The 26299-nt window shown below is 31.0% G+C and carries 27 protein-coding genes, 3 pseudogenes and 1 other annotated feature (1 of these 31 only partly in view); of the genes and pseudogenes, 27 read left to right on the plus strand and 3 right to left on the minus strand.

What is annotated here, in order from left to right:
- The first annotated feature begins 20 nt into the window (after positions 1 to 20).
- Together J2Z44_RS08370 and J2Z44_RS08375 are read left to right on the plus strand one after the other, a co-directional pair.
- Positions 21 to 2453: a type VI secretion system Vgr family protein gene (locus J2Z44_RS08370; RefSeq protein ID WP_161624439.1), complete on the plus strand. Its 2433-nt coding sequence runs from the start codon at positions 21 to 23 to the stop codon at positions 2451 to 2453.
- 24 nt (positions 2454 to 2477) lie between these two features.
- The gene (locus J2Z44_RS08375; RefSeq protein WP_021281733.1) at positions 2478 to 2981 is read left to right on the plus strand and encodes a hypothetical protein; all 504 of its coding nucleotides are present in this window, start codon (positions 2478 to 2480) and stop codon (positions 2979 to 2981) included.
- A gap of 399 nt (positions 2982 to 3380) precedes the next feature.
- Here the strand turns inward: J2Z44_RS08375 and J2Z44_RS08380 are convergent, their stop codons facing one another.
- The gene (locus tag J2Z44_RS08380; RefSeq protein WP_021281734.1) at positions 3381 to 3599 is read right to left on the minus strand and encodes a hypothetical protein; all 219 of its coding nucleotides are present in this window, start codon (positions 3597 to 3599) and stop codon (positions 3381 to 3383) included.
- 16 nt (positions 3600 to 3615) lie between these two features.
- Here J2Z44_RS08380 and J2Z44_RS08385 point away from each other — a divergent pair.
- From J2Z44_RS08385 to J2Z44_RS08475, 21 genes and pseudogenes are all read left to right on the plus strand, one after another.
- A pseudogene (locus tag J2Z44_RS08385) lies at positions 3616 to 4440 on the plus strand (transposase); the annotation flags it as partial.
- Positions 4441 to 4812: 372 nt separating this feature from the next.
- Positions 4813 to 5118, plus strand: a complete 306-nt coding sequence (locus J2Z44_RS08390) for a hypothetical protein (protein WP_209649487.1) — start codon at positions 4813 to 4815, stop codon at positions 5116 to 5118.
- Positions 5111 to 5491, plus strand: a complete 381-nt coding sequence (locus J2Z44_RS08395; protein ID WP_021281738.1) for a hypothetical protein — start codon at positions 5111 to 5113, stop codon at positions 5489 to 5491. The genes J2Z44_RS08390 and J2Z44_RS08395 overlap by 8 nt, the downstream gene beginning before the upstream one ends.
- Positions 5492 to 5694: 203 nt before the next feature.
- A complete protein-coding gene (locus J2Z44_RS21485; protein WP_021281739.1) occupies positions 5695 to 5979 on the plus strand; it encodes a hypothetical protein in 285 nt (94 codons plus the stop codon).
- 45 nt (positions 5980 to 6024) lie between these two features.
- Positions 6025 to 6255 carry a hypothetical protein gene (locus J2Z44_RS21490; protein ID WP_021281740.1) on the plus strand — a complete coding sequence of 77 codons (231 nt, stop codon included), beginning with the start codon at positions 6025 to 6027 and terminating at the stop codon, positions 6253 to 6255.
- A 216-nt stretch (positions 6256 to 6471) separates the two neighbouring features.
- Entirely contained in the window at positions 6472 to 6621 is a 150-nt protein-coding gene (locus J2Z44_RS08405) for a hypothetical protein (protein WP_161624440.1), read from the plus strand.
- Positions 6622 to 6701: 80 nt separating this feature from the next.
- The gene (locus J2Z44_RS21935) at positions 6702 to 9680 is read left to right on the plus strand and encodes an RHS repeat domain-containing protein (RefSeq protein ID WP_209649488.1); all 2979 of its coding nucleotides are present in this window, start codon (positions 6702 to 6704) and stop codon (positions 9678 to 9680) included.
- Between the two features lie 25 nt (positions 9681 to 9705).
- Positions 9706 to 10377 (plus strand): hypothetical protein, encoded by a 672-nt coding sequence (locus tag J2Z44_RS08415; protein ID WP_021281352.1) that lies wholly within the window; start codon positions 9706 to 9708, stop codon positions 10375 to 10377.
- Between the two features lie 215 nt (positions 10378 to 10592).
- Entirely contained in the window at positions 10593 to 11339 is a 747-nt protein-coding gene (locus J2Z44_RS08420) for an RHS repeat-associated core domain-containing protein (protein ID WP_021281353.1), read from the plus strand.
- Positions 11340 to 11354: 15 nt separating this feature from the next.
- The gene (locus J2Z44_RS08425) at positions 11355 to 11993 is read left to right on the plus strand and encodes a hypothetical protein (RefSeq protein WP_021281354.1); all 639 of its coding nucleotides are present in this window, start codon (positions 11355 to 11357) and stop codon (positions 11991 to 11993) included.
- A gap of 550 nt (positions 11994 to 12543) precedes the next feature.
- Positions 12544 to 12795, plus strand: a pseudogene (locus tag J2Z44_RS21805) (RHS repeat-associated core domain-containing protein); the annotation flags it as partial.
- A 27-nt stretch (positions 12796 to 12822) separates the two neighbouring features.
- Positions 12823 to 13188: a hypothetical protein gene (locus J2Z44_RS21510; RefSeq protein WP_245353130.1), complete on the plus strand. Its 366-nt coding sequence runs from the start codon at positions 12823 to 12825 to the stop codon at positions 13186 to 13188.
- 20 nt (positions 13189 to 13208) lie between these two features.
- Positions 13209 to 13616, plus strand: coding sequence for an SMI1/KNR4 family protein (locus tag J2Z44_RS08435; protein WP_021281356.1), 408 nt, complete (start codon positions 13209 to 13211; stop codon positions 13614 to 13616).
- A 324-nt stretch (positions 13617 to 13940) separates the two neighbouring features.
- Complete coding sequence (locus J2Z44_RS08440; protein WP_209649489.1) at positions 13941 to 14108, plus strand: hypothetical protein; 168 nt, start codon at positions 13941 to 13943, stop codon at positions 14106 to 14108.
- A gap of 23 nt (positions 14109 to 14131) precedes the next feature.
- Complete coding sequence (locus J2Z44_RS08445) at positions 14132 to 14635, plus strand: hypothetical protein (protein WP_209649490.1); 504 nt, start codon at positions 14132 to 14134, stop codon at positions 14633 to 14635.
- Positions 14636 to 14719: 84 nt separating this feature from the next.
- Complete coding sequence (locus J2Z44_RS08450) at positions 14720 to 14860, plus strand: immunity 22 family protein (RefSeq protein WP_021281360.1); 141 nt, start codon at positions 14720 to 14722, stop codon at positions 14858 to 14860.
- A gap of 12 nt (positions 14861 to 14872) precedes the next feature.
- Positions 14873 to 15109: pseudogene (locus tag J2Z44_RS22055) on the plus strand (immunity 22 family protein); the annotation flags it as partial.
- Between the two features lie 175 nt (positions 15110 to 15284).
- Positions 15285 to 15971 (plus strand): SMI1/KNR4 family protein, encoded by a 687-nt coding sequence (locus tag J2Z44_RS08460; RefSeq protein ID WP_021281361.1) that lies wholly within the window; start codon positions 15285 to 15287, stop codon positions 15969 to 15971.
- A gap of 111 nt (positions 15972 to 16082) precedes the next feature.
- Positions 16083 to 16277 carry an RHS repeat-associated core domain-containing protein gene (locus J2Z44_RS21515; protein ID WP_082206843.1) on the plus strand — a complete coding sequence of 65 codons (195 nt, stop codon included), beginning with the start codon at positions 16083 to 16085 and terminating at the stop codon, positions 16275 to 16277.
- Between the two features lie 53 nt (positions 16278 to 16330).
- On the plus strand, positions 16331 to 16609 hold the full coding sequence (locus J2Z44_RS08470) for a hypothetical protein (protein ID WP_021281362.1): 279 nt from the start codon (positions 16331 to 16333) through the stop codon (positions 16607 to 16609).
- Positions 16606 to 17115 (plus strand): DUF4303 domain-containing protein, encoded by a 510-nt coding sequence (locus J2Z44_RS08475; protein ID WP_021281363.1) that lies wholly within the window; start codon positions 16606 to 16608, stop codon positions 17113 to 17115. The genes J2Z44_RS08470 and J2Z44_RS08475 overlap by 4 nt, the downstream gene beginning before the upstream one ends.
- 926 nt (positions 17116 to 18041) lie before the next feature.
- On the opposite strand, the gene J2Z44_RS08480 is transcribed toward J2Z44_RS08475, so the two are convergent.
- Positions 18042 to 19625 carry a DEAD/DEAH box helicase gene (locus J2Z44_RS08480; RefSeq protein WP_209649491.1) on the minus strand — a complete coding sequence of 528 codons (1584 nt, stop codon included), beginning with the start codon at positions 19623 to 19625 and terminating at the stop codon, positions 18042 to 18044.
- 396 nt (positions 19626 to 20021) lie between these two features.
- Here J2Z44_RS08480 and J2Z44_RS08485 point away from each other — a divergent pair, with 396 nt between their 5' ends.
- From J2Z44_RS08485 to J2Z44_RS08495, 3 genes are all read left to right on the plus strand, one after another.
- Positions 20022 to 21275 (plus strand): M16 family metallopeptidase, encoded by a 1254-nt coding sequence (locus J2Z44_RS08485; protein ID WP_021281366.1) that lies wholly within the window; start codon positions 20022 to 20024, stop codon positions 21273 to 21275.
- Positions 21275 to 22120 carry a recombination regulator RecX gene (gene recX, locus J2Z44_RS08490; RefSeq protein ID WP_021281367.1) on the plus strand — a complete coding sequence of 282 codons (846 nt, stop codon included), beginning with the start codon at positions 21275 to 21277 and terminating at the stop codon, positions 22118 to 22120. Before J2Z44_RS08485 ends, recX begins: the two co-directional genes overlap by 1 nt.
- A gap of 168 nt (positions 22121 to 22288) precedes the next feature.
- Positions 22289 to 23518 (plus strand): transglutaminase-like domain-containing protein, encoded by a 1230-nt coding sequence (locus tag J2Z44_RS08495; RefSeq protein ID WP_021281368.1) that lies wholly within the window; start codon positions 22289 to 22291, stop codon positions 23516 to 23518.
- A 167-nt stretch (positions 23519 to 23685) separates the two neighbouring features.
- On the opposite strand, the gene J2Z44_RS08500 is transcribed toward J2Z44_RS08495, so the two are convergent.
- Positions 23686 to 24093: a tetratricopeptide repeat protein gene (locus J2Z44_RS08500; RefSeq protein WP_082206844.1), complete on the minus strand. Its 408-nt coding sequence runs from the start codon at positions 24091 to 24093 to the stop codon at positions 23686 to 23688.
- Positions 24094 to 24511: 418 nt separating this feature from the next.
- On the opposite strand from J2Z44_RS08500, the gene J2Z44_RS08505 reads away from it, so the two are divergent.
- The gene (locus J2Z44_RS08505) at positions 24512 to 26074 is read left to right on the plus strand and encodes a S41 family peptidase (RefSeq protein ID WP_021281370.1); all 1563 of its coding nucleotides are present in this window, start codon (positions 24512 to 24514) and stop codon (positions 26072 to 26074) included.
- Positions 26075 to 26178: 104 nt separating this feature from the next.
- Positions 26179 to 26299, plus strand: a binding site (T-box leader) (it continues 89 nt past the right edge of the window).

Consider the following 26299-nt stretch of genomic DNA (forward strand, 5'->3'; position numbering starts at 1 on the left):
AAATAGGGGGTAGCATGGGGATGATAGGGTTTCATAATATAAGGGTGAAATCACCCTATAATATAAAAATAATAGAAGATATAAAAATAGAATGCAGGTTAAATAACCACGGAAAACTTTATTTAAAAGCCATAATAGATGAAAAAGAGGAATTTAACCATGCAGTGCAAGCTACACTAAATGATGAAATACACCTATATGAGAAAAATGGACAAGAAGAAAAAACTATTTTTAAAGGATTAGTAGCCAGTGCTAAGGTGAAAAAAGAAAGTAATGTTTACCACTTAGAAATAGAGGGTATATCAGGGTCTTTTAAACTAGACACAAAACAAAAAAGCAGATCCTTTCAAGATATAAACAAAAAATATGCTGAAATAGCAAAAGAAGTGGTAAAAGACTATCCACAGCACAACTTTGCAGCTACCATAGGTGAGGGAGTTAAAATTCAGGTGCCTATTATACAGTATCAAGAAACGGACTGGGAGCTTTTAAAGCGGTTAGCTAGTAAGTTAAATTCTGTAGTGGTATGTGATATAATGGAAAAAGGTCCAAGGGTATACTTTGGGCTGCCAAAGGGGGAAAGTTACACCCTAGGAGATGATACCTTATATAGTGCTAAAAAGGATTTACTAGCTTTCAAAAAAGCCGGAGGCTATGAAGAAGGTCTTCATGACACTGATTTTTTCACCTATGAAATAGAAAGTTTAAGTAAGTATAACATAGGAGATGAAATAAACTTTAAGAAAAAGAAACTCTATGTAACAGAAATAAATGGTTATATGGAAGGCAGTATACTAAAGTTTAAATATATCTTATCAAGAAAAAATGGTATTGTTCAAAGAGAAATATACAACAATAAAATCAAAGGAATGTGTCTAGAAGGAAAAATACTAGAGGTGAAGAATGAATTAGTAAAGCTTCATCTTAATATAGATAAAACCCAAGAAAAATCAAAGGCATACTGGTTTCCATTCTCACCACCTACGGGGAATGTAATGTACTGCATGCCAAAGGTAGGAACAGATGGTACTTTGTATTTCCCAGAAGCTACAGCAGATAAAGCAAATGTCATAGGCTGTTCAAGAAAAAATGGAGGAAGTTGTAGTAAAACAGGAAATCCAAACAATAGATACCTAGGCACAGAACACGGCAGTGAGTTAGAAATAACCCCTTCGGCAATAAACATAGACTCAGGATCTAAAAAACCTTTAAAAATCACCATAGATGATAACACAGGAATCACCATAACAAGTCATAAAAAGCTAACTCTAAATGCTAGTCAAAACATAGCATTCTATACACCTAAAAAAGTAGTAATCAATGCTAAAACTCAGATATTAGCCAAGAAAAAGGATGCATTAAGTGGTTTTTCAATAGATAATGAGTTCCACTTCTTAGGCACTGATGTATCAGAAGAAGGTAGGGACAGAGAAACTTATAATAAATATACTGATGATGAACCACTACAAGGGCAACCTCCAAAAGCAAAAAATGAGGGGAAAAAGAAGAAGGGCTTTGATTGGGGGAAGTTAGCTAAAAATGTAGTTGCAGGTATTGCTGTAGTAGCTGTAGTAGCACTATCGGCAGCATTTGTTATATCTACATGTGGAGCAGGAGCAGCGGCTATTGCAGGTGGGGTTGCAGCAATTGCTACAGCAGCTGATGGTATTGCCACAGCTGCAGCTATAGGAGCAGCAACTATGGGGGCCATGGGGATTTATAACAAAGCAAAATCAGATATAGAAAGAGGAGAAGTTAGTGACGGTGAGGAGTTTGCAGATTCTGTTTTTAAAGATGCCTTTATAGGTGCTGTATGTGGAGCTTTATTTGAACCGCTTATAGCTGTTGTTGCAGGGGGAGGACTTGTGGGATTGCCTTCAACAGCACAAGTACTTAAAAACTTTCTTAGAGCCGCAGCAATTGGTGGTGGTTACAATTATACTTACTATGGATTAAGAGAAATGGTTGATGGACGTACCCCTACTATGCGCGGATACTTTAATGCCTTTAGTGAGGGAGCAGTATTTGGAGCAGGTTTTCATATTGGAGGAGCCTTAATTTCTAAACCTTCTCCATTTATTGAAAAAGGATCTAAGGGGGTAAGTAATGCTAGTAATACAGTGTGGGATAATATAAAGATTACTCAGCCTATGTATGAAGGAACTAAAATACCAAAATCATTTGAAATTACATCGGGTGGAGAAAAGTTCTGGGTACATCCAAATGGTACAAAACATATGGTTGAATATATAACAAAAGACGCAATGTCACACGGAATGCCTATGAATAGTCAAACTCTACTTTCAAGTTTTGAAAATTCAGTTTCAGGTGCAGTTAAACAAGGAATTAACTATGATAAAATTATGAATGTAGGAAATTGGGAATTGATTTTTAGTAAACCAAGAGGAGATGGATTATTACCAGTAATAAAACATGCTGTTTACAGACCATAACCAAATGAAAGGTAGATGTACAAGATGTTAAAAGTATTTAAACTTGAAGAAATTAAAAAGGAGAATGTTGAATTTGATATATATACACCAGTAAATATAGAATTTGGAGTGTGGAATATTTCAGAAGAACCAACTATATATTGGAGAACGGGAGATTTTTGTAACTCGTTAATAGAAATAGGGATAGGAAAATATAAGAAGGATATACGTTCCATAACGCTAACTATATGTAAAGATGTGTATGTAGTAGATAACTATGGCGAGAATAGCTTTAATAGATTTAAAGGAAGTCCAATATTAGAATTAGAAAATACTAATGATGAAACATTTACAGATGAAAATGGTACATTAAAAGTATATATAGAAAATACAAGTATAAGTGTAATATTTTCAGATAATAAAATTAATGATTGCTTAGAAAATGGTAGCGTTGATTTTTATTTAGATGACAATAAATCACTTATAGGTCTAAGAATTAATAATATTAGTGAGGATAATAAGGCTATGCTTAAAGAAGCATTAGAATAGTCTATAAGTTACTGCAGAACTAATAGATTTCTTACTTCACAATAAGGCATATTTTATTATCTTATTAAACGAATAAAAGAGAGACGGTAGGTTCACTGCATAATCTTAATACTGCAGTAAGCTGTAACAAAGGTAAAAATCAAATATATATTAGAGTAATAATGAAGGCTAATGCTGATAAAAAGGCGTTAGTCTTTTTTCTATGCCAAAAACATTGAAAGGGGTAAGAAGCAATGATAAATAAATTTGTATAGAGATTTAAAATAAATCTGGAGGTATGCGATGGTCAATTAAGGATGCCTTGAAATTATATAAGCAAATATAAAATCGCTGTAATCTGTTAGTGGTAATATAAAGGGTTACAGTGATTTGTAGTAGTGGCTTTATGTGTAAACTATACTACCTTGCACATAAGAGGTAGCAAGGCTCTATGCCCCCTAGTTTTAGTACACTCCAAAAAGCAGCAGGATCAATATCACTAAGATAGCACTCTAAATTACTGATATTTAACCTCTTAGCATACCTAATATCTGCTTTACCTGACTCTGTGATAGGGTGACGCTCTGAACAACTTATCGCTGAATAGGTGTAATCACTGATACACTTATCATAATCCACCGTGTGGTACTCATAAAGAATGCTGGTAAACAGGAGAAATGCTATTGTAAAATCAATAACTACATTAACTAATCAGCTACATGGACAAGTCTACTACAATTATCCAAGTTACAAGAAATTTTTCTGTGATGTCAATAGTAAAACTGCTTTGGTATTCTGGGAGAACTATCCTTCACCACGCCATCTAAAAGGAGTAACAGATGAAGATTTGGCAGAACTACTAAGAAAGCCAAGTCATAATAGTTGCTCAATAAGAAAAGCTAAGGAGATACTAGAGCTTGTTGAATCTGATGGTCATACTTTTAGAGATTATCATGATTCAAGAGATTTCATAATTCAAAGCATCGTAAGAGATATTAGTTTTAAAAGTGAGGAAATAAAAAAGGTAGAAGTTGAAATGGAAAAGTTATTAAAGCTATTGGGCTATAAGTTAGAAAGTATTCCCGGTATAGATATTGTAACTGCTACTAACCTTGCTGCAGGAATTGGAGATATCAATAGATTTCACAATGCTGACAAGCTAGCAAGATTTGCAGGGATTGCCCCCGTGAACTTTAGTTCAGCAGGTAAAGGGAAGGATAAGCAAAGCAAGCAGGGAAATAGACAGCTCTACGCAACAATCTACTTCCTAGCAGTACAACAAATACAAGTATCTAAAGGAAAGAAAACACCTAGAAATCCAGCATTCCTTGAATACTACAATAGAAAGGTCTCTGAGGGTAAAACTAAGGTACAGGCTCTAATTTGTGTAATGAGAAGACTTGTTAACATATTATACGGAATGATGAAGAACAAAACTGAATATGTAATGCCAACTGTAGAGTTGAAAGAAGCAGTGTAATACAATGGTGGTAACTGGTGGTAAAAGCTAGTTACCACCAAAAATTATTCTATATATAGTTTCAGCCCCAAGGGAGAGGTTAACACTGGGAATAGACCTCCTAATTTAAGTCCAGATGGAGCAGGGAGAAATGGTGCATTTAGAGAAGCTAAAAGAAAGATGGGTGTTCCAGTTAGTGAACAGCCAAAACAGGTTAAACCAAATGTTGATAAAAAAACAATAAGTCTCCAGGAAAACAATATGATTTTGGTGATGGTAAGATAATTAGAGATGATTCAAAAGGACATATTTTCCCAGATGACCCAACATAAAATAGAGGACCACATTTTAATGATCCAGATGGAAATCACTACGATTATTAGGAGTTATGAAATGAAGATATGGAAAGAATATGAATTAAACATTTTAAATTATTTCAAATATTTTAATGATGAATTAGATAGAAGAGGTAATAACATAGTACCAGATATGAGTGTAATTAGTCTTAATGCAAGTGGAATAGTAGGAAACGATGATAAACTTAGATTTATAACTGTATGTAGTAGTGAGATAAATTCCTTAGTTAATACTAATAATATATTAAAAGAGTATAAATTTTATCTCGTAGTTAATAAAAAAATAAAAGATATAAATTCAAAAGTAGAAAGTTACAAAAAAAATATGGAGGGATATGGATAGTAAGTGGAATTTAGGAGGCTTCGTTAAGGGGCCTGAGATGAAAATGGAAGCTGAAGGAGTTCCTTACTTTTCTAGTATTGCAGAATTTAATATAGAGAATTTCCCTCTTGCACTTGAAATTGTTTCAATTAATCCAAAACTTAATACAATCATTATTAGTAAGGCTAATGATATATTAACTGAAAAATATGTAGATAAAATATTCCACATATTATTTAATTGTGAAGCACAAGATTTAAAAGAAATTGATTATTATAACTTATCTATGCAATGTTGTAATGAAGGGGATATTGCAATTAGATGGGGGACTTCTTTTGAAGAGGTAGAAGCAGCTTTAATTTATAATTCTAAAATAACAAACATATCAATATAAACATAGCATCTTTTGAATTTGAAAAGGTAATAAGTGGAGTAATAATTTGTTAGATTAAACCTAGCACACCACTAACAATGGTCACTGCTGGGTTTCTTCTTTTAGCCCATCAATTGGTATACAAAATATTTAGAAATATATTTACAAGTAATAAAAATAGGTATATATCATAATTAACAAAACATAAAGGAGGTCATACATATATGGCAGATATTATTAACATCAGATTAACCAAAGATTGCCCAGAAGTATCAGCAATGGATGAGGCTGCAAAGGCTCTTGGCATATCAAGAAATGAAATGATTGTAAGGGCAATTACTATGATGGTGAACTTTGACACTACCTTCTACAAGAAACTTGAAAAATACAGTGAAAATATCAGAGTTCCAATACATCTAACAATCAAAAATACCATTATTAAAAGATGGGCACAGGATAATGCTAAAAAGGCTGTGTGGGTAACTAACAATGACTTACTTCTGGAATAGGCTTATAACGAAGATGGTGTTATTACCACAAAGGAACTTTACGAAATGATCTATAAGCTATCCTTTGAGGAAGAAGCTAGGGAAAGATTTAGATTGATTCAAGAGGATATTAACCATGGCATTGAGTTACGAGGAGAAGATAAAGCATTCTATGATGAATTCAAGCCAAAGATGGAGAAGGAAAGCCTAAGTGAAGGTAGTACATTTTGGGAAGGTGAAGCAGATGGAACAACCAATCAGATGTCTCCACTGCAACCAAAGACTTCTAGACGGTGAGTATGTTGTCGGAACAATGAAATGTTTTAGATGTAAAAGTATAGTTAATCTAAAGAAGGTAAGCTAAAAATGAATAGAGAGCATAGAGCCAATAGCATCCGCATAGACGAGATAGCAAGAGCCTAGCACAGAGTAATTCTAATCAAGGATTAGGATGAAATGATGTTAGACTCTTTTTTATTGGCACTACTGACTCTTGGAAAGGAAGTGAAACGAATGAGCGAGATACTGGAAATGGCATTAAGATATTCAGAAGTAGGAATAACAGTTATGCCGCTGCATGGTATTAAGGAAGATGGTTCTTGTACTTGTAGGAATGGCAGCAACTGTGCCAGTAAAAGCAAGCATCCCATGTTTAATGTATAACTGAAGAAATAGATGCTAAAGGAATTTCAACCTACTATAAATACAATTTAATAGGACAAGTTATAGAAAAAAGAGAACCTGTGGAAGAAGAAAATAATGTGGTGTTATATAGTTTAACCCTATTTATTTATGATGAAGCAGGAAATAAAATCACTGAACGAAGAAGCAGAGACTTTGTAGATAGTAAAAGCTATTCAAATTATTATCATGAGCTTCACTTTGCCTATGATAAAAATAATAGACTTATAGAAGTTAAAGATAATAGCGGAGCAAAAATTAAATATGGATATGATTGCTTAAATAATAAAACCTATGAAGCTTCAAGGATAAATGAAGAGAATTACAGAAGAATTTACTATAAATATGATAGTATAGGAAACTTAATTGAAACAAAGCAAGAAATTAAAGAAGAAGATCTAACAAGGAAAAACAGTGGAAGAGCAGTTTTTGCAATTACCACCTATGAGTACGATAAAAATGGAAATATAATCGGCATAAGCACTCCTAAGGGACACAAAATAAAGCAGTGCTATGACAGCTTAGATAGAGTTACAGTTAAAGAGGAAATAGATAAGGAAAGTGGAATATTTAGAAGGTATGAGTATGGTTATGATAAGTCAGGAAATATAACTTTCATAAAGGATACAAATAATAACACTAGAAGTTATAACTATGACTATCAGCATAGACTAACTCATTTTACAAATGAAAATGGACATACTACTAGATTATTTTATGATAAAAACAGCAGAATAATAAAGGAAGTATTGCCAGAACAATATGATAAAGATATAGATGATGGAGCAGGAGTTACTATAAAGTATGATCCTTGGGATAGAGTTAAAGAAATAAGAAATCCTTTAGGACAACTTACTAAGGAAAACCATTATGATAGCTTAGGAAATATAAAAGAAGCAGTAGATGGCTTAAATAACAAAGTGGAATTCACCTATAACTTAGCTGGATTAATGAAGAAGGTAATCACTCCAAATAGCAGAGAAAAAGGAAGAGCAGCTCAAAGCTATAGCTATGATTCAAGAGGAAACATCATAGGAATTTGTGATGGAAATGGCAATGAGACAAGGTATAACCTAGATGATTGGGGAAGAATAACAGAAATAATAAACCCTGATGGTTCTATAGAAAAGTATACCTATGATTATGCAGGAAATATAAACAGTACCCAAGATGGTAATGGAAATATCATAGAGTATGTTTACAACAGCATAAATAAGGTAAAGGAAATTAAGGACCAACAAGGAGAAAGTAAATATTTCTATTATGACCTAGAGGAAAACCTAAAAGAAACTGTAGATAGAAATGGAAATTATCTATACTATGGCTATAATATAGATAAAAACATAACCTACAGAAAAGATGGACAAGGAACCCTATGGGAAACCTTTGAGTACAACAAGGATGGAACCTTAAGCCTTGCAAAAACTCTAGGAATGGCCTATAGCTATAGTTACACAAAGGATTTAAAACTAAAATCAAAAGCTACCTGTGGAAGATCCCTATTAGCCTATGAGTATAACAAAAATGGCAATATTGAAAGCATAGAAGATATAAGTGGTAAAGCTGCAAGATATAGCTATGACAATGCAGGAAGAGTAGAAACAGTCTATGATGAAGACAAAACAATGGCTTCCTATAGTTACAACAGTGATGATTCTATCAGTTCCATAGTTTATGGAAATAAAGTTACAACTAAATATAGTTATGATGGAGATAAAAACATAACCAGTCTTTTAACTGAAACCTCAACTGGAGAAGTTCTTATAGACTATAACTATGTTTATGACCTAAATGGAAATAGACTTCAAAAGGTAGGCAGTAAGCACCAGAGCCATTATACTTACGACAGCTTAAATAGGTTATCTTCTGCAAGATATAAAACACCAAGTAAGTCCTTAGAAGAAAGCTTCACCTACGATAAGGCAGGAAATCGATTAAGTAAGACTTCAAATAACATAGTAGAAAAGTATAAATACAGTGCCAAAAATCAACTGCTAGAACTAGAAAAGCCTACAGGCACAATAAGGTTCTCCTATGATAAGGAAGGGAACTTAACTAAAGAGCATCACCCAGAGGGAATAACTTCTTATAACTACAACAGCTTTAACCAAACAACAAAAGTAGAAACAAAAGAAGGAAATACCCTAGTAAGTAGATATGATGCAGAAGGTCTAAGAGTAGAAATAGAAGAAAATGAAAGACTTACAAGATTTATATTTAACAAAGAAAATATAATAGCAGAACTTGATAAAGATAACAATGTAATAGTAAGATTAACTAGAGGACATGAAGTAATAGGCAGTGAAATAGAAGAAACAAGATTCTACTATCACCAAGAAGAACAAGGAAGCACCGCCTATATAACTAATGAAAAAGAAGAAATAGAAAACAGCTACTTCTATGATGCCTTTGGAGTTCTTTTAGAAGCAGAGGGAGAAGTTCCAAATAGGATAACCTATACCGGTCAGCAATATGACTCAGTAACCCAGCAATACTACCTAAGAGCCAGAAACTACAACCCAGTAATAGGAAGGTTCACACAGGAGGATACCTATAGAGGGGATGGGTTGAATCTATATGATTACTGCCATAGTAATCCAGTGATTTATTATGATCCTAGTGGTTATATGTATTGTGGATCTAAGAAGAATAGTTTTGATAAAAAGGGTAACATAAAGAGATTTGAGGTAACTGATTATGATGATTTTAGAAATAGATCTATAAAAGGTGACAACTTAGAAGGTCATGAGTTATTACAACATGCGTATTTAAGGGATCAATATTTGGCACCAAATAATTTATCTAAAAATAGACTTTCAAGTAATGCATCAAAAAATAATCCAGTTATTGCACTAGACAGAGAAACACATAAAATAGTTAATAAGCTGCAACAAGAAATCGTTCCAGTAACTGGAGTAAAAGGAAGGCAGCATATTGAAGCGAATATAAGAGTTTTAAGATACTTAAACATTCCAAGGAAAAAAGTTAATAAACTAGCTAAAAAAGCTGTGAAGCATGCTCTGGATTTAGGAATATTTTAAAATTTATGGAGGTACTTTGATATAAATGGAAAAGGAAAAATTGATAGCAGAACTATATAAAAATGTAAGAACAAGTGATTTTCTTAGTCAATCTTATGATATACTTGATAAGTTAAACCAATACAATGATTTAGATGATACTATAGAACCACTTATAAAACTAATAGAATCAAATTCAGATGTTGATTTTGGGAATCCAGGACCATTGGTACATTACTTAGAAGAACTAAATGAGGAGATTTATTTAGTTAAATTAATTGAATCAATTAGAAGAAATCCAACAGAGCATACACTATTTATGTTTAATAGAACAATAAACAGTTTAAATGATTACTTAAAGGAAGAATGTATTGGTATATTACAGTCAGTTGTTGAGTCGGCAAGTATACCATTAGATTTAAAGAATATAGCAAATCATTATCTTTCCTTCCAAAAGGGAAAAAATGAGGTCAACGAAACAGTGGAAGAAGTTGACATAGTCTTAGCTAAATCTTTAAATAATAAAAGTGATTTAATTAAAATAAAGAATATATTAGGTCTTGACATATCTATTAGAGAATTATTTGATTGTACAGGTAATTTACCAGTTACTCTTCTTAAATCAATTCCAATTGGGAGGGCAAAGCAAAAGATGAATGAGCTTGGTGATATAAGTTCAAAAATTCAACTTGTAAGAGTAAGTGATAACCAAAGTTAAAGTGCTGAATATAAAAAATATAAATGTAATTACAAAATCATATATTCGGTTTTAAATACTTAAAAATGCTGAGTTTAAGAGTTCTTAAGTCAGCAAGAAGTGTCCTTGTTATGCAACTACAACAATATAGTGGTATGAAACTAAAGCAAAATTTAAACGTATATTATAACAATAAGAGTCAATGATTCCTATAAAGAAGTATTGGCTCTTTTCTCATGAGAAGAAATGAAAACAGCTACTTCTATGATGCCTTTGGAGTTTTACTTGAAGGAATAGAAAAAGTTCCAAATAGAATAACCTACACTGGTCAGCAATATGACCCAGTAACCCAGCAATACTACTTTAGAGCAAGAAACTACAAACCAGTAATAGGAAGGTTCACACAAGAAGATGCCTATAGAGGAGACAGATTAAATCTATATGATTACTGCCATAGTAATTCAGTGATTTATTATGATCCTAGTGGGTATATGTATTGTGGATCTAAGAAGAGTAGTTTTGATAAGAATGGGCTAAGTGAAGCTATTGATGCTGGAAGTAACTCTCACCATCAAATGAATGGTAAAGTCATTAGAGGAGGAAATGTAATATTTGAACAAAACTATACAAGTGGTGGCGGTGTAGGAGGACATAGAGATGGTCTATTACATCATACTGAAAGAAAGTTTTTAAATGATGCTGACATGATAGTAGATGCTGGCGACCATTTAAGTATGGTGGGATCATTAGACCCGTGTAAACCAGGTTGTCAGCCAACAATAAGAAAATTCATTCAAGATAATGGAGTTACAGCTGCTTATAAAGCAACAGATACTGGAAGAGTTTTTACATGGAAGCCTTTTAATGATGTAAATTTAAAAGGAACAGTACTTCAAACTGTTACCGACAATAATGGAAATGTAATTGGGAAATGGAGATATTGGCAAAATAGTAAAGGATACTGGAAGAGAGCAAAATATTAGAAGTGAGGTAAAAGTATGCTACAAGAGATGTTTGATGAATTAAATAAGTATTTAATTGAAGTTCCCCAAAAAGTTGAAATATCAAAGATAAATCAAAAGGAGAAGCAATTAGGTTTAACTATTCCAGAAAGTATGAAAGATTTTTATGAGTATTATGGAAGTGATGGCACTATATTAAATGCGTTTTATATTTTTGATAAGTTGGAAAATGTTTGTATTGAAAATAAAGCATTAACATTTGGATATACACATCAAAAAATAAACAGATTAGGAGTAACTTTAGAAAGGTTAAACAGTAAATTTCAATCTATTAGTTTCTTTTCTGAGGAACTACATGATTGGTTTTCAGAAGGAGCAGTTTTTCCAGAAAGTTTTTTCTTTAACATTGCAGCATGGCAAATTTTAAATTTATTACCTGCAGTAGTTAGGATGGAACTTAAAAATGATGAATTTGAAAAATTGTGTCAGAAGAAGTTTGAATTTTTTAATGAAGATAAGAAGTATGTTAAAGGGTATAAGATAATAGCATGTAAATATAATAGGATATTAGGGTGTTATTTACGTGAAGATGAGGAACTTTATTTAGGTACACAAGACGATGAATTACTTGAAAATCTTAAAAAAGAACTAGAAATGGATTTTAACTGGCTTTAGAAGTTAACGAAAACTTTCATGCAAACTAGGAATGAAAGGGTGTTGACATTAGAGATTAAATCAACTAATTACTAAATGATATATTCTATAATATTAAAATAAATAAAACATTAAAAGTCACAAATCCTCCCAGAGAAAAATCTAGCTGGGAGGATTTAGTGATGATAAGAGAGAAGAAATTTTAAAATGCAAATTAAATATGCTATTTTAAAAGCAAATCAAATGAGTATTAGCTTCTTTTTTTACTAAGGAGCATTAACTAGATGGAATAACTTCTTATAACTACAACAGCGTTAGCCAAACAACAAAAGTAGAAACAAAAGAAGGAAATACTCTTGTAAGTAGATATGATGCAGAAGATCTAAGAGTAGAAATAGAAGAAAATGAAAGACTAACAAGGTTTATATTCAACAAAGAAAATATAATAGCAGAACTTGATAAAGACAACAATGTAATAGTAAGATTAACTAGAGGACATGAAGTAATAGGCAGTGAAGTAGAAGAAACTAGATTCTATTATCACCAAGAAGAACAGGGAAGTACCGCCTATATAACAGATGAGCAAGAAGAAGTACAAAACAGCTACTTCTATGATGCCTTTGGAGTTTTACTTGAAGAAACTAAAAATGTTCCAAATAGAATAACTTACACTGGTCAACAATATGACGCAATAACCCAGCAATACTACCTTAGAGCCAGAAACTACAACCCAGTAATAGGAAGATTCACACAAGAAGATACCTATAGAGGAGATGGATTAAATCTATATGATTACTGCCATAGTAATCCCGTGGTTTATTATGATCCTAGTGGGTATAAGAAGAAAGGAATGGATTGCGGGGGTAAGGGAGATAGTTTTGGTAAAAATGATAAGGATGAGATTATAGAGGACTTAGGAGATGGTACATTTAAAATAAAGAACTGGGATGGATATCCTAATGGACCAAAACCAGATGGACCATTTAAGATATTGGAAGGGGAGAAGTATGATTCTGCAAGAAAAGAAGCAAACAAGGCAAATGCCAATATACACAAACAAAATCCTTCGGTAAAAGGTATGCAGATTCATGAGGTTCATCCAGTGAAATTTGGAGGTAGTCCAACCAATATTACTAATAAGATACCTTTGACGCCAAAGGAACATGCTAAGTATACAACTTGGTGGAATAGGTTACTCAGAAAAATAAAAAAATAAATACAGTGGAGGGAAAATATATGAGTGAAAGTATAATTAAATATCTTGGTAAAATGAATCTTAATGCACCAACAACTACAGCAAATCTTGAGAATACAGAGCAAATTTTAAATATACAGTTCCCAATGAATTATAAAGAATTTATAAAAGAATTTAATGGTGCTGAAGGTGAAATTGGTCCAAATAAATATGTAGTATTTTGGTCTTTAGAAGATATTGTAGAGTTAAATGAAGCATATGAGGTAAATGAGTTTGCACCAGGGTTAATTTTAATTGGTTCAGATGGTGCAGATACAGCATATGCATTTGATAATAGATATAATTCAAAACCAATTGTTGAGGTACCATTTATAGGCATGGATTTGGAAGAAGTAAAGGTGTGTACTGATACATTTGAAGAGTTTTTAGAATATCTATATAAATCATAGATATAGGCTTATGGTTTCATTATAAAAAAGGCTGATTTTATTTGTGAATAAGCTTATAATGTTGTTAAAATTTAATATAATGGTAAATCAATGCTCACTCTATAATTGTATTTGAGCAGTGATAAAAGACAAGATGAACTAGCTGAAAATTAAGTAGGCTAGTTCATTGGAGCTTATAGTGAAAAATCTGATAATATTATTCACATGGACTGTAATTAGGAGATCAGAAGGTAACACACTTACACCTACTATAAAAAAATATATGTAAATAAAGGTATAAGGAATGAAATACCTGGTGCAAAGCCAAATAATAGACCTGATATTATGGGTGTAAGAAAGGATGGCAAGATAGATCAAGTAGAAGTTCCAAGCAAGACAGACTCAATAGAAAAGTTATTAGAAAGAATGGGAATAAATAAAGATATTATGGGAGATAGAGCTGGAACTTCAAAGATTAAAAAAATAAGAAAAATAAAAAAGATTAATAAGTAGAAAGCAAAAAGTAGGAGGATAAGATGCTGGAAGATATACTAGTATCAATAACACTATATGGAGAAATAGAACACAAATACTCTTGGTTAGATTGGTATAAACATTGTAAAAGGTTAATTTTTCAACTTGGATATCAACCTAATTATATTTCAATTGAAAGCGATTCAATTAAATCAGATAAAGTATTAAACTTAGAAAAAAAAGAGAAGAAAATATTATCTTCAATTAATAGTAGTGATAATATTAAATGGTTGTCAGTATATTCATTACCAGATGACTTCACTACTGCCGCATTTGATTATAATGTACTTCTTACTAGAAATAGTAAGTTTTTGAGTATGATTGTAAATAAAGAGGTTTATTTGAACCTAAGTCTAGATAGTACCTTATCTGAATTGGAAAAGTTTATTAAGCTTAACAGTGGAGAGATTTATGAGATGCATAGGGATGAGAGTCCATTACTTTATGCAGCTGGATTAAATGAGGCATCTGAATTTGACACATTAAAAATAATTAAGAAACTATAATAGAGTTAAAATCCAGTTAAATTATGTAATTTAATTGGATTTAACCTTTAAAGGACAAAGTAACTTTTTTTAGGAGGTTTTATAATGAGAGAAGATGGAACAGTATCTTTATGGGTTGGGAAAGCTTATTCTGAGGAGGAAGTAGAAGCTTATGTAGAAATACCTTATATAGAAGATGATGATGAAATTCACACATCAAGATTTGGTGAAAATTTTAAAATATAGTACTATGATGAAGATTTTATTGAATCAAATTATTGTAAAATTAACAGCAAAGGTCTAAAAGAATTACTAAATGGTCATTCATACGATGAAATAATTATTCCAAGATTCTTGGACCTCTGTGGTAATGAACCTTTAGAAGAAGCAAACACTACTATACTTTTATATAATTATAAATATTACGGAAGAGTGAAAAAGTTTGAAGATGGTAAAATGAAGTTTATGTATGTAGGTTCAGTACAATATGTGTAGTAGGATTCAATATGTTATGAATTTTATGAAATAATATGTAGTTCAACAAAAGATTCGACAGATGCAATATATAATGCTTATTGTTAAAGCTATGGGAATTAAGTATTGATGTTGCCTAGGTATCATAGCGGAGGTTAATTTATTAGATATTTGAAACAGTTGGAGGAAAGATAAAATGCATTTGTATAATGATATTATCATTAAATTTAGAAGCAGATTCCTTGAAAATGGAAGAAGTGAAGAGGAAATAAATAATACTTTTATTAAAGCCAAAACTCAAGAGATTGAGATAATGAAAAATCTTTACGATACCTATGTATCATCTTCATCGTTTTATGAAGATGAAGATTTACGATGTCTAAAAAATTATGAAGTTCCCGAAAAAGTTATTTATTTTTATAAAGAGTATAATCCTAAGGGAAATCCAATGCTGTTTGGCGGAATAAATTTATTTGATCTAAATACAATAAGAGAATATAACTCAACAGCTTTTCCAGATGCATATTTAATTAAATATGGAATAGCTGTTATAGGAAATACTATAGGAGGTAACTTAATTTGTTTAGACTTAAATTGTGTAACAAATGGTGAGCCAAGAGTAATAGGTGTTGATCATACTATAATATATTGCTCAGATGAACATAATAAACCGGAAGTGGTTGCTAGTGAAATATCAGAAGAAGAAATAAAATTGCTTGAAGCTGGAGTTATTAAAGAAGAAGATTTAATTGAATGGCTATCATATGAAACATTAGTCAAATACACTCCTGTGATAGCAGAAACATTTTCTCAATTTTTGTTAGCATTATCAAATGAAGATGCGGAGTTTGAAGATATTGAAAATGAATATTTTTCTAGTTAGCTGTGTATTATATTAAATTGCATATATTATAGGAATAAAAATGGTTAGTACTGATAAAAGGTATTAGCCTTTTTAAAAAGTTATTTTTGGACATAAAATTAGCTAGTAGAAATAGAAAACAGCTACTTCTATGATGCCTTTGGAGTTTTACTTGAAGGAACAGAAAAAGTTCCAAATAGAATAACTTACACTGGTCAACAATATGACTCAGTAACCCAGCAATACTATCTTAGAGCCAGAAACTACAACCCAGTGATAGGAAGATTCACACAAGAACATATCTATAAATGGCATGGTGGTAATTGACAGAATGATACATCTGGAGTTCCAATTAATCCACATTTTGAGGAGGAGTTTTAATGAATAAAGGTGTAGAATTATATTTTAAGGAGTTAATTGGGATATATGGTGAAGAAGTGAGTTTAAGTGACCCTGAAGGAACTAATAATAAATTAGAACAGATACCAGTTCCATTACGTTCACTTTACAAATTCACATCTAGCGTTAAGCTTCCTTTTGGTGAAATATTTGACATAGACAAAGAATTAATGCAATCAGAGAGGATGCCCTTTAAGCCTAACTGGTTTGTTTTTGGTAATGAAGGTAAACACATGTGGTATGGGGGAGAAAATAAATGAGTGAGGAACTTTTTAAAGAATTAAAGAAAGAGCTAAAACTAGCTATTGTTAAACATTATAAAGAAATTGAGGAAATGTTTAGAGGTAAAGATTTTTATGGTTATGCATTATACACAAGCGATGATGTATCAAGTATAGTGGCTGTGGCGAATACAAGCGATAGCATACCAGTTGATGTAAGTGATGAGATGTATATTTACTATAGGTATAGTCCTGATGAATGGAGCCAGTGGGATGATTTTGAAATATTTGATACAGTGAATAAGATAATTGAGGAAAGCTATTGCTTGCCAAATGCTGAATTTAGCAGAGTTAAGAGCAAGATATTAAGTAGTTCACTAGAAACTATGATGGAGCTTCAGAGGGAAGGTTTATTTGGAGTAAAAAGTGATGAAAAGTATCTTATTATATGGGTATCTGATTCAGATGATAGCATAATGGAGATTTCAGCAAAGGAACTTAATACAAGCAAGGTGTATGAGGACTACACTGAGGAATTTGAATAATGGTTAGAAAATAAGTAGGTTAATTTAAAAAATATTAAAATATTAATAAGTAAAGTTGCTGAAGCTAAAACTGGAACTAATGATAATTGGAGAAAAGATAGGTAAATAAAGCATATAATAAAGCCATCCAAGAAATAGAGAATTTGTTTTCTTCTATTTGTGGATGGCTTTCCTATTATTTAGGACTTTCATGCATTAGGCATTTTCAAAAAATAAATTAGTTAGTATGTTTGTCTACTTTCAGTTATTATTTATTTTCAAAGGCCTTATGCAAGGTTCCTTAATTTTATTATGTGAAGTAGTTATGTGAAATTAAAACTTAACAACATTTTGTGTGCTTCAACCCTAAAATATTTTTTAGTGAAAGCTACTGAGACTAAGTAAGTTGCTTTGGTGTAACAAACGCAGTTTGCTAACAAAGATGCCTTTGATTAGACCAAATATGTTTTCAAAGTTACTGTACAAAATGAACTTGTTTTCTATTTAATTTTTAATAACTACTGATTTAAACAAATATTAATGAAGAATACTCTCCTAATTTATCTATAATGGCAAAAATAAAGCTAGAATGTATTGACCTGGTGTGTAAATAATAAATAAGTAAGTATTCTAATATTAATATGATAAGTAAAGTTATAAACATCTTTTTAAATAATTTCATATACACCACCTCAATGTAGTATATGAGATTAAAAGCTATAAAGTTACAAAAAATACAAGGAACTTTAATCCTTTTTTAAATAGAAAAAAAGTAGGTGCTCATGGGCATATTAAAGAAAGCAGCTATTATTTATACTTCTTTTATGTAATTAGAAACCTGATGAAACCAGGGGGTTACCATGATTTTTTGAATTAAAAAGCAGGATTACCTTATATAATAAAAGAAGCAGCAAAGGACAAATATAAATGTCCTAGCTGCTTTTAAATTATCTTCTTTTTTTATTGGAAATTTCGATGTTTACTTTTCTCTTACCAATTTTTTTGCCGTTACAGTTAGAGATTATTACATCTACTAAACTTTCAGGAACATCTATAAATGAGAATTTATCTAGAATATCAATTCTTCCGATTTCTTTGCTCTTAACTCCAGCAGAGTCATCTAAGAATTGGATAATATCCTTTGGTGTTGCTTTATCTAGCTTTCCTACAGACATAAATAATCTTACAATGTCATCAGTAAATGAAGTATTAGTATCTGTATCGCCATCATACTCGTAGTTAGTTTCTTTATCAAAAATTAACTTAACAAGAGAAGCTGTAACGTCTTCTGCACCATATTCATTTATTAATTCCTTAGCCATTGGAAGGAAGTTTTCATAAAGGTTTTCCTCTAAGGTTGCTTTAATGTTATCAAGGATACTTCCTGATTTTGCAGAGAAAATATCTGCAAGGGTAGGAATTTCCTTTTTGTCTATTTTACTCTTAGTATCATGCTCAATTTGTCTAATAGAAGAAACTTCTTTTCTTGATACAAAGCTATAAGCAGTACCTTCTTTATTAGCTCTTCCAGTTCTTCCTATTCTATGAACATAGGATTCAGTATCCTGTGGTAAATCATAGTTTATTACATGAGTAACATCTTCTACATCTATTCCTCTTGCTGCTACATCTGTTGCAATAAGGAAGTTAAGGTTTCCACTCTTAAACTTTTTAAGGGTGTTCATTCTTTGAGTTTGCTTCATATCTCCGTGCATACCCTCAACAACGTAACCTTTACTTTGCATTGCCTCAACTAATTCATCTACACCTTTTTTAGTTTTGCAGAATAATATTCCTGATTTAGGATTATCAACATCTAAAACCCTACATAAGGATTCAAATTTGTTTGCAGAGTTAACTATAAAGTAGTATTGCTTTATTTTTGAAACTGTCATAGATTTTTTAGCTATGGTGATATGCTCTGTATCAGGTTTCATGTAGTTTTTAGCAAGATTTTTAATCTGTCTTGGCATAGTTGCAGAGAATAAAAGTGTCTGTCTATCTTCACTTAAGTGACTAAGAATGCTTTCGATATCTTCAATAAAGCCCATATTAAGCATTTCATCAGCTTCATCTAAAACTAGGAATTTAACATTTTCAAGTTTTAAAGTTCTTCTGTTAATATGGTCAATTATTCTTCCAGGAGTTCCAATTACAATATCTACTCCTTTTTTTAATGGACCAAGCTGTTTATCAAAGGATTGACCACCATATATAGGAAGGATTTTATATCTCTCATACTTTGAAATTTTAGCAAGTTCTTCGCTAACTTGAATTGCAAGTTCTCTTGTAGGTGCTAGTATAAGTGTTTGTACTTTTCCGCTAGGGGGAGCCATTTGGCTTAAAATAGGAGCACCGAAGGCTAAAGTTTTACCAGTACCAGTTTGAGCCTGCCCTATTAGGTCGCATCCTTGTAAGCTTACAGGGATACTTTTTGCTTGTATATCACTTGGATTTTCAAATTTTAAGTCATTTATAGCATTAAGGACTGTGTCTTTAAGTCCTAATTCATCGAATCTAATTTTGTTCATTCATATTCCTCTTCTCTAATTTTCTAAAATACATCTAATAGTAACACAATATGATAATAATAGCAAACACAAATAAATATAACTTCTGTTTTCTACTATTATTAACATATTTATAACAAAATATTAAGCTCTATAATAAATTTTTTAAATAAATCATTCATAATTTTGTAAAAAAGCCAAATAAACCCTGAGGCACATTACCTTACAAAATAATAATTAAGTGGTATAATATATTGTACTATTTTATATAAGTATATTTCTAATAGGTAACTTATTTTTACTTAGTAGTGAAATACTAGGTATTACTATTTGCAAAGCGTTAGTAGATGGGGCTTTAAAGTATTCTTATAGATTTATATTAATATAGTATAGAGATGGATTTATAAAGGAGATTCTATGAAAAAAGCAGTATTTGATACGTTACAAACTAAACTTAATAATGGATTAACATTAATTTCAATAAAGAAGGATACTCAAATTGCGTCTTTGCATATAGGGGTTTCCATCGGAGCTTTATACGAAAGCCCAAAGGAGAGAGGAATTTCACATTTTATCGAACATATGGTTTTTAAAGGAACTAAACATCGTGATAATGAAAGACTAAATAGTGAGCTTGAGAATTTAGGTGGAGAATATAATGCCTACACCGATTATTCTTGTACAGTTTTTAATACCACTACTCTAAATGATGAACTAGAAAACTGTGTTGAATTACTAGGGGATTTAGTTCAAAACTCTATATTTCCAGAAGAAGAAATAAAGAAGGAAAGAGGAGTTATTTTAGCAGAAATAAGAGGCAGTAAGGATGATATAGAAGATTTAAGCTTTCAAAGAGTAAATGAAGTTGCTTTTGATAAGAGCCCTCTTAAGTGGGATATTATTGGTAAGGAATCTATTGTAAAAAAGCTCAATAGAAAACAGTTAGTAGAATTTTATAACAAGTATTACGCACCTAATAACACCACTGTTACTATTGTGTCTAACTATAATCATGAAGATGTTTTAGCTATGGTAAATAAGTGTTTTGGGAAGTGGGAAGAAAAATCTATAGATAAACCAAAGGCTATATGTGAAGAAAATAAAAGTGGGTTTAAGACTACCTATAAAAAGGATATTGAGCAAAGTACTGTAGTTTATTTATATTCCTTATCTGGTTTAAGCAAAAAGGAAGAACTAGCACTTAGAATATTAAATAATAAGTTTGGAGAAAGTTCCAACTCAATTCTTTTTAGAGAGCTAAGAGAAGAAAGAGGCCTTGCATACGATGTTTATACCATGTTAGATTTAACAGAAAACATTAAAACCTTATATATTTACACTTCTGTTGCCAGTGAAAATGTAGAAGAAGCAATAAATGTTATCGATGAGTGTATACAAAGTGTAAAAGAGGAAAAGATTGTATTTGATGATAGTACAATAATGCTAATGAAAAAGATCTTTAAAACAGCTGTAGCGTCAACCTTAGAAGACTCTACAGATCTTGGAAACTACGTTCTTCACCAATCTATGGAGGATGAGTATATTTATCAATTTAATGAGGATATGAAAAATATGGATAATATAGCTAGTGAGGACTTATATAATGTAGCAAGAAAAGTTCTAAACAAACCAACTATTCATGTTTTGCTATCTCAAAGGGATGAAGATTAATGAAAAATATAATCACATCAATAGAAGTCCAAAAAAAGAATAAGGACAGAGTAAATATCTTTATAAATAATGAGTTTTCCTTTGCTTGTAGCAATGAATTAATTTATAGTCATGGGCTTAAAAAAGGTTTACAAGTAGAACCTAAAAGTTTAGAAGAAGTTGTTAAAGCAGATGAGTATATAAAGGGAAAAACAGCTGCTTTAAGGTATATAGAAAGAGCTATGAAAACTAAAAAACAGGTGGAGGATATGCTCTACAAGAAGGAAATGTCAGAAGAGACAGTTAGTAGAGTGATAGAATTTCTTAAGAATTATAGCTTTATTGATGATAAAAGATATGCTGAAAGCTTTATAAAACAAAAGCTAAAAGAAAGTGGAAAAAATAAAATTAAGTATGACCTTTTAAAAAAAGGCATAGATGAGGAACTAATCAAGGAATTGCTGGATAAGGTTTCTTCTGAAGATGAAAGTACAGTAGCCCTAGCTTTAGCTGAAAAGAAGGTAAGAATTTTAGGAAAAAGTGAAAGGGATAAAGGAAAACTTTTAGGAAAGGTGACAAAATACCTGTTATCAAAAGGATATACCTATGATTTAATTAATCAGGTTGTAAACAAGGTAGCCTTAACTATTGCTGAAGCTGAAGAAGCCCTTGAAGAGCCAGAAGTGGACTTTGAAGAATTATTAGCCTTAGCACAAAAGAAATATAACCTACTTAAAAATAATGAGGATAATCCAATGAAGCTGAAAAAGAAACTTCAGGACTTTCTTTTAAGAAGGGGTTACGGCTATGAGGAAATAAAGAGTGTATTAACCCAAGTTATTGAAAATAAAGAGGATTTTTATTAAAAGTTAACAAGTTCATTTTATTGAGTTGCTTTGGAATCAATTTTAGGATGGTACTTAAAAGTTTTCTTGGGGTGAGAAACTACAAGGCTGTTGAGTAGCACTCTATAGAAGTTGTGAGATTTGAAGATTCCAAAGTGTTGTTAAATTTATATGGAAGAAGGTGAGGTTATGAGTACGAATATTTTAAGCACAATTACTAGTGATATATTTACATTGTTTAATGGAGTAAATTTAATTAGCTTAATGATTTATACTGTGTTGCTTTATCCTTTAGTTATTGGATTTTTATTCAAGCTAAATAGCGATGCCTTATTGAATACTATAAAAAGTTTATTTAGTACTTTAGCCTTATTATTGTCTCTTATGATAAGCTCAACTATAGTTAAAGGGGTATTTATTAGTGATAAGTATGGCATAATGGATTATATTAATACTAAGGCAGGGCCATCAATTTCAGCTTTAATACAAAATAGACCTCAAATTTTTATGGGAACTATACTAGTAATTCTTATAGTGATTATACACCAATTATTAAAGCTACTAATTCATTTAATTAGTGAGATAGGATTATCTCCACTGTTACAGGCTTTAGATAACTTAATAAAGAAGGGTGGAGGAGTTCTAAGAAGAATATTTGGAGTAATTTTTCAAATTCCAAGGGCTTTATGCTATGCTATTATTCTTACATTTTTGCTGAATTATATTTCTATGTTAAATGTAAGTAAAAATCTAGATACTACTTTAGAGAATTCCAAAATATATAATTATTTTTCAGAAAAAGCTGTAATGCCTATAACTAAGTCTAAGCTTGCCAAAAGTTTACCTAATATTGTTGGAGACTCCTTTAAAATTTCTAATAATGAAAAACAAGCTATAGATTTAAGTAATCTTGGATTAGATAATATAGGAAGTAATGAGCTAGTTTATTATAATGGAGTTACCCTAGCCCAAGGAGTTAAATCTAATGATGAAATAAATGCTACAGGTGTGACTATTGCAGCTAAAGAGAGAAATACCTATGATAAAGCTAAAAAAATTTATGAGTGGGTAGGGAGTAAAATAACCTATGACCATGATAAGGCAGTTCAAGTTATGAGTAATAACAGAAATATAGAATCAGGAGCAATTCCAACCTTTTATTCTAAAAAAGGAGTATGCTTTGACTATGCGTGTCTATTTGTAGCTATGGCTAGAGCTAATGGTATGAAGGTTAGACTTATAGTTGGAGAAGGTTTTAACGGTAAAACTTGGATAAGTCATGCTTGGAATGAAGTGTATATCCCTGAAGAGGACAGATGGGTAAATGTAGATCCTACCTTTTATATTGGAGGAAATTACTTTGATAACGAAGGTTTTAATTTAGAGCATAAGAATAGAAAAGTAGCTGGAGAATGGTAAGTTACCATAAACTAAAGACCTGTATCCGAATTACTAGAGAAAACTCCTAAATGTAGGATTTGTTTAGAAGAAGTTATTTGCATAAAGAGTCATGCTTGTTGTAGAAAGTTATTAAATGGTAAACATGCAAAATGCTATAAACTAAAAGCAGTTAAGGTAAAAACTCCTTAACTGCTTTTTCTATAACCTTGAAGTATTAACTTTATAGCTCTATCACATTCATCATCAGAGTTGTCTAAGGCCCAAGCAGTATTGAAGTAGTTGAGAGCTTTGCCATTTTCCTTTAGAATGGCATAGCAATAAGCTAAGTTGAAGTAATATTTACTTTCACGTTTAATTTTTAATGCGGCTTGAATTAGTGGAATAGCACTAGTATATTCCTTTAACTTAATGAAGCAAACAGCAGAGTTGTAGAGAGAAGCTGCTTCATTTTCCTTTACCTCCGCAGATTTTTTATATAAATCAATAGCTCTTTTATAATCTTTCAAATTATAAAGTTCATTGGCTTTGTTAAAATAGCTCAATTTATGAGACCTCCTAGACAAATAAAATAATCTATCTAAATAATTTCCAATAAACCTAGATTTATACAAGAAAAGTATTAACTTTTGATTAATATGAATAATATTAAGGATATGACATATAATAATATTTCCCCATTAAACAATAACACCAAAAGTAAGTTAACAGAGATAAGCAATTGTTATTTATAAAAGAAGGCTACTTTAACCTTAGAAGATGTTGTAAAAATGTTGAATATTTAGTAATAAAATGTATAATAATTATATGATATGTAAAATAGGCCTTAAAAGTATGCAATTTATTTTACTTGCTGTAATGATAAGAGTATTGTTGGTAAGATAGAGGTGTTATTAACTATTAGTTTAATTTAGCCAAATATCTAATCAGCTTATCATAAGTAGAATTTTTTAATTACAATGATGACAAATTTTCAAGCTATTAATTATCCAGTTTTCGGGGGATGGGGATAAAATGAGGAAAAAAGAGAAAAAAAGGGAAAAGGTTTTGATTATTGGACTAGCATTGACATTAATATGTGTTATTTTAGTGGGTACATTTATGTGGAAACCAATTATGTTATCACCAAAGGGAGAGTTAAGCTATAAGGAAAAGAAAGAAGATGCAAAATATCTTGTGAATTTTTTGGTAGAGAATTATCCTTTTTTCGAAATTAAAAAGGACACTATGGGATATGATTTTGTTAAACATAAAGATGAACTCATTCAGAGAATAGCTAACTCCAAAAATGATGAGGAGTTTTATTTAAATATAAATAGAACAATGAATTTACTAAGCAATGATCATAGCAATATATTAAATGAATATATGCTTAATTTTTATGAAAATGCTTCAAAAAATAGTTATCAAGGAATATTTGATGATAAATCCTTAGAGAAAGCGTCATATTGGGACAAGATAGAATTAAACTTTATAACTGTACCAGATGTATTGTGCCAGTATATGGAAGGAAAATATGTGGTGATATCTTCACTAAATACTGGAATTAAAAAAGGTGATGTTATAACACAAGTAGAAAGTTTAGAACTTGAAGAATATATTAAGCAAAATAGAGATAAGTACATTTTAAAGTATGATTTGCATAATAAAAAATGCTATGTAGATAAATTATTTGTTGAAACAGATCCAAGTACTAATAAAAACTTGAAAGTAAGGGTATTAACAAAGTCGGGTGAAGCTAAGGAGGAAACTATAAATATAGGTGCTTATGATGAGGAACGGACTATGAAGCTTACGAGGGAACTGTCAGAAAATCTAGGCAATGAAGTTATTAACACAAAAATTATTGAAGAAGGTAATATTGCCTATATTAAAATAAATCATATGATTGAAGAAAACAATACAATAGAAAAAATTGATACTTTCTTTAAAGATATGAAGAGTTATAAAAATATAATTATTGATATTAGGGGCAATGATGGTGGAACTGAGAGCGTATCAAGGGCTATTATTAGAAATATTAACTCAAAAGAAGTGTCAATTCTTGATGAATATCATGGATATAGAAAAAGTGAGTTTATGGCAGATTATCTAAGTAAAATTTACGGGAACTCAACTTTTTCAAAGGAAACTCCAACTAATTTAAAATCACAATACACTGAAAAATATAGTTTTATAAAGGATAGTTACCTGTTACCCTATAGCAAAGAGGCTTTTAGAGGAAATGTGTATCTACTGGTGGATAAAAATGTTTTTTCTGCATCAGAAAGACTTTCAGTAATAGTAAAGTCTGCTAACCTTGGAACAATAATAGGACAAACTACTGGCGGAGATGGAATTGGTAGGAATCCTGTTATTAACACACTGCCTAATAGCAAAATATGTGTTAGAATTCCAGGTCTATTAGGTATAAATAAAGATGGAGAAATAAATGAGGAGCTTCGTACATCACCAGATTTTTATACTGAACAAAGCTATGAAGATTTTAAAAAGGCAATAAAAGAAAATGCAAAAAATATAAGTTTAACTGAGTATGATACAATTTTTAATGAGTGTATGAAAATTATAAAAAAATAACTTCTTTATTACGTAAATCTCTAACCTTATAAAATAAATTTATAAAAAAGAAATTATTTGACATAATTTTGGTTAAAGTATATAATATATTAAAAATTAATATTTATTAAGCAAAGATGAAGAGGAGTAAAGTGGGATAGTATTAAGAGAGGAAGATTCACCGGCTGAAAGGTCTTCCATATGAATACACTTGAAGGTAGCTTCGGAGCTTCTTTATTGAAATTT

Origin of the sequence: Clostridium punense (assembly GCF_017874425.1) — a bacterium.
Taxonomy (GTDB): Bacteria; Bacillota; Clostridia; order Clostridiales; family Clostridiaceae; genus Clostridium_J; species Clostridium_J punense.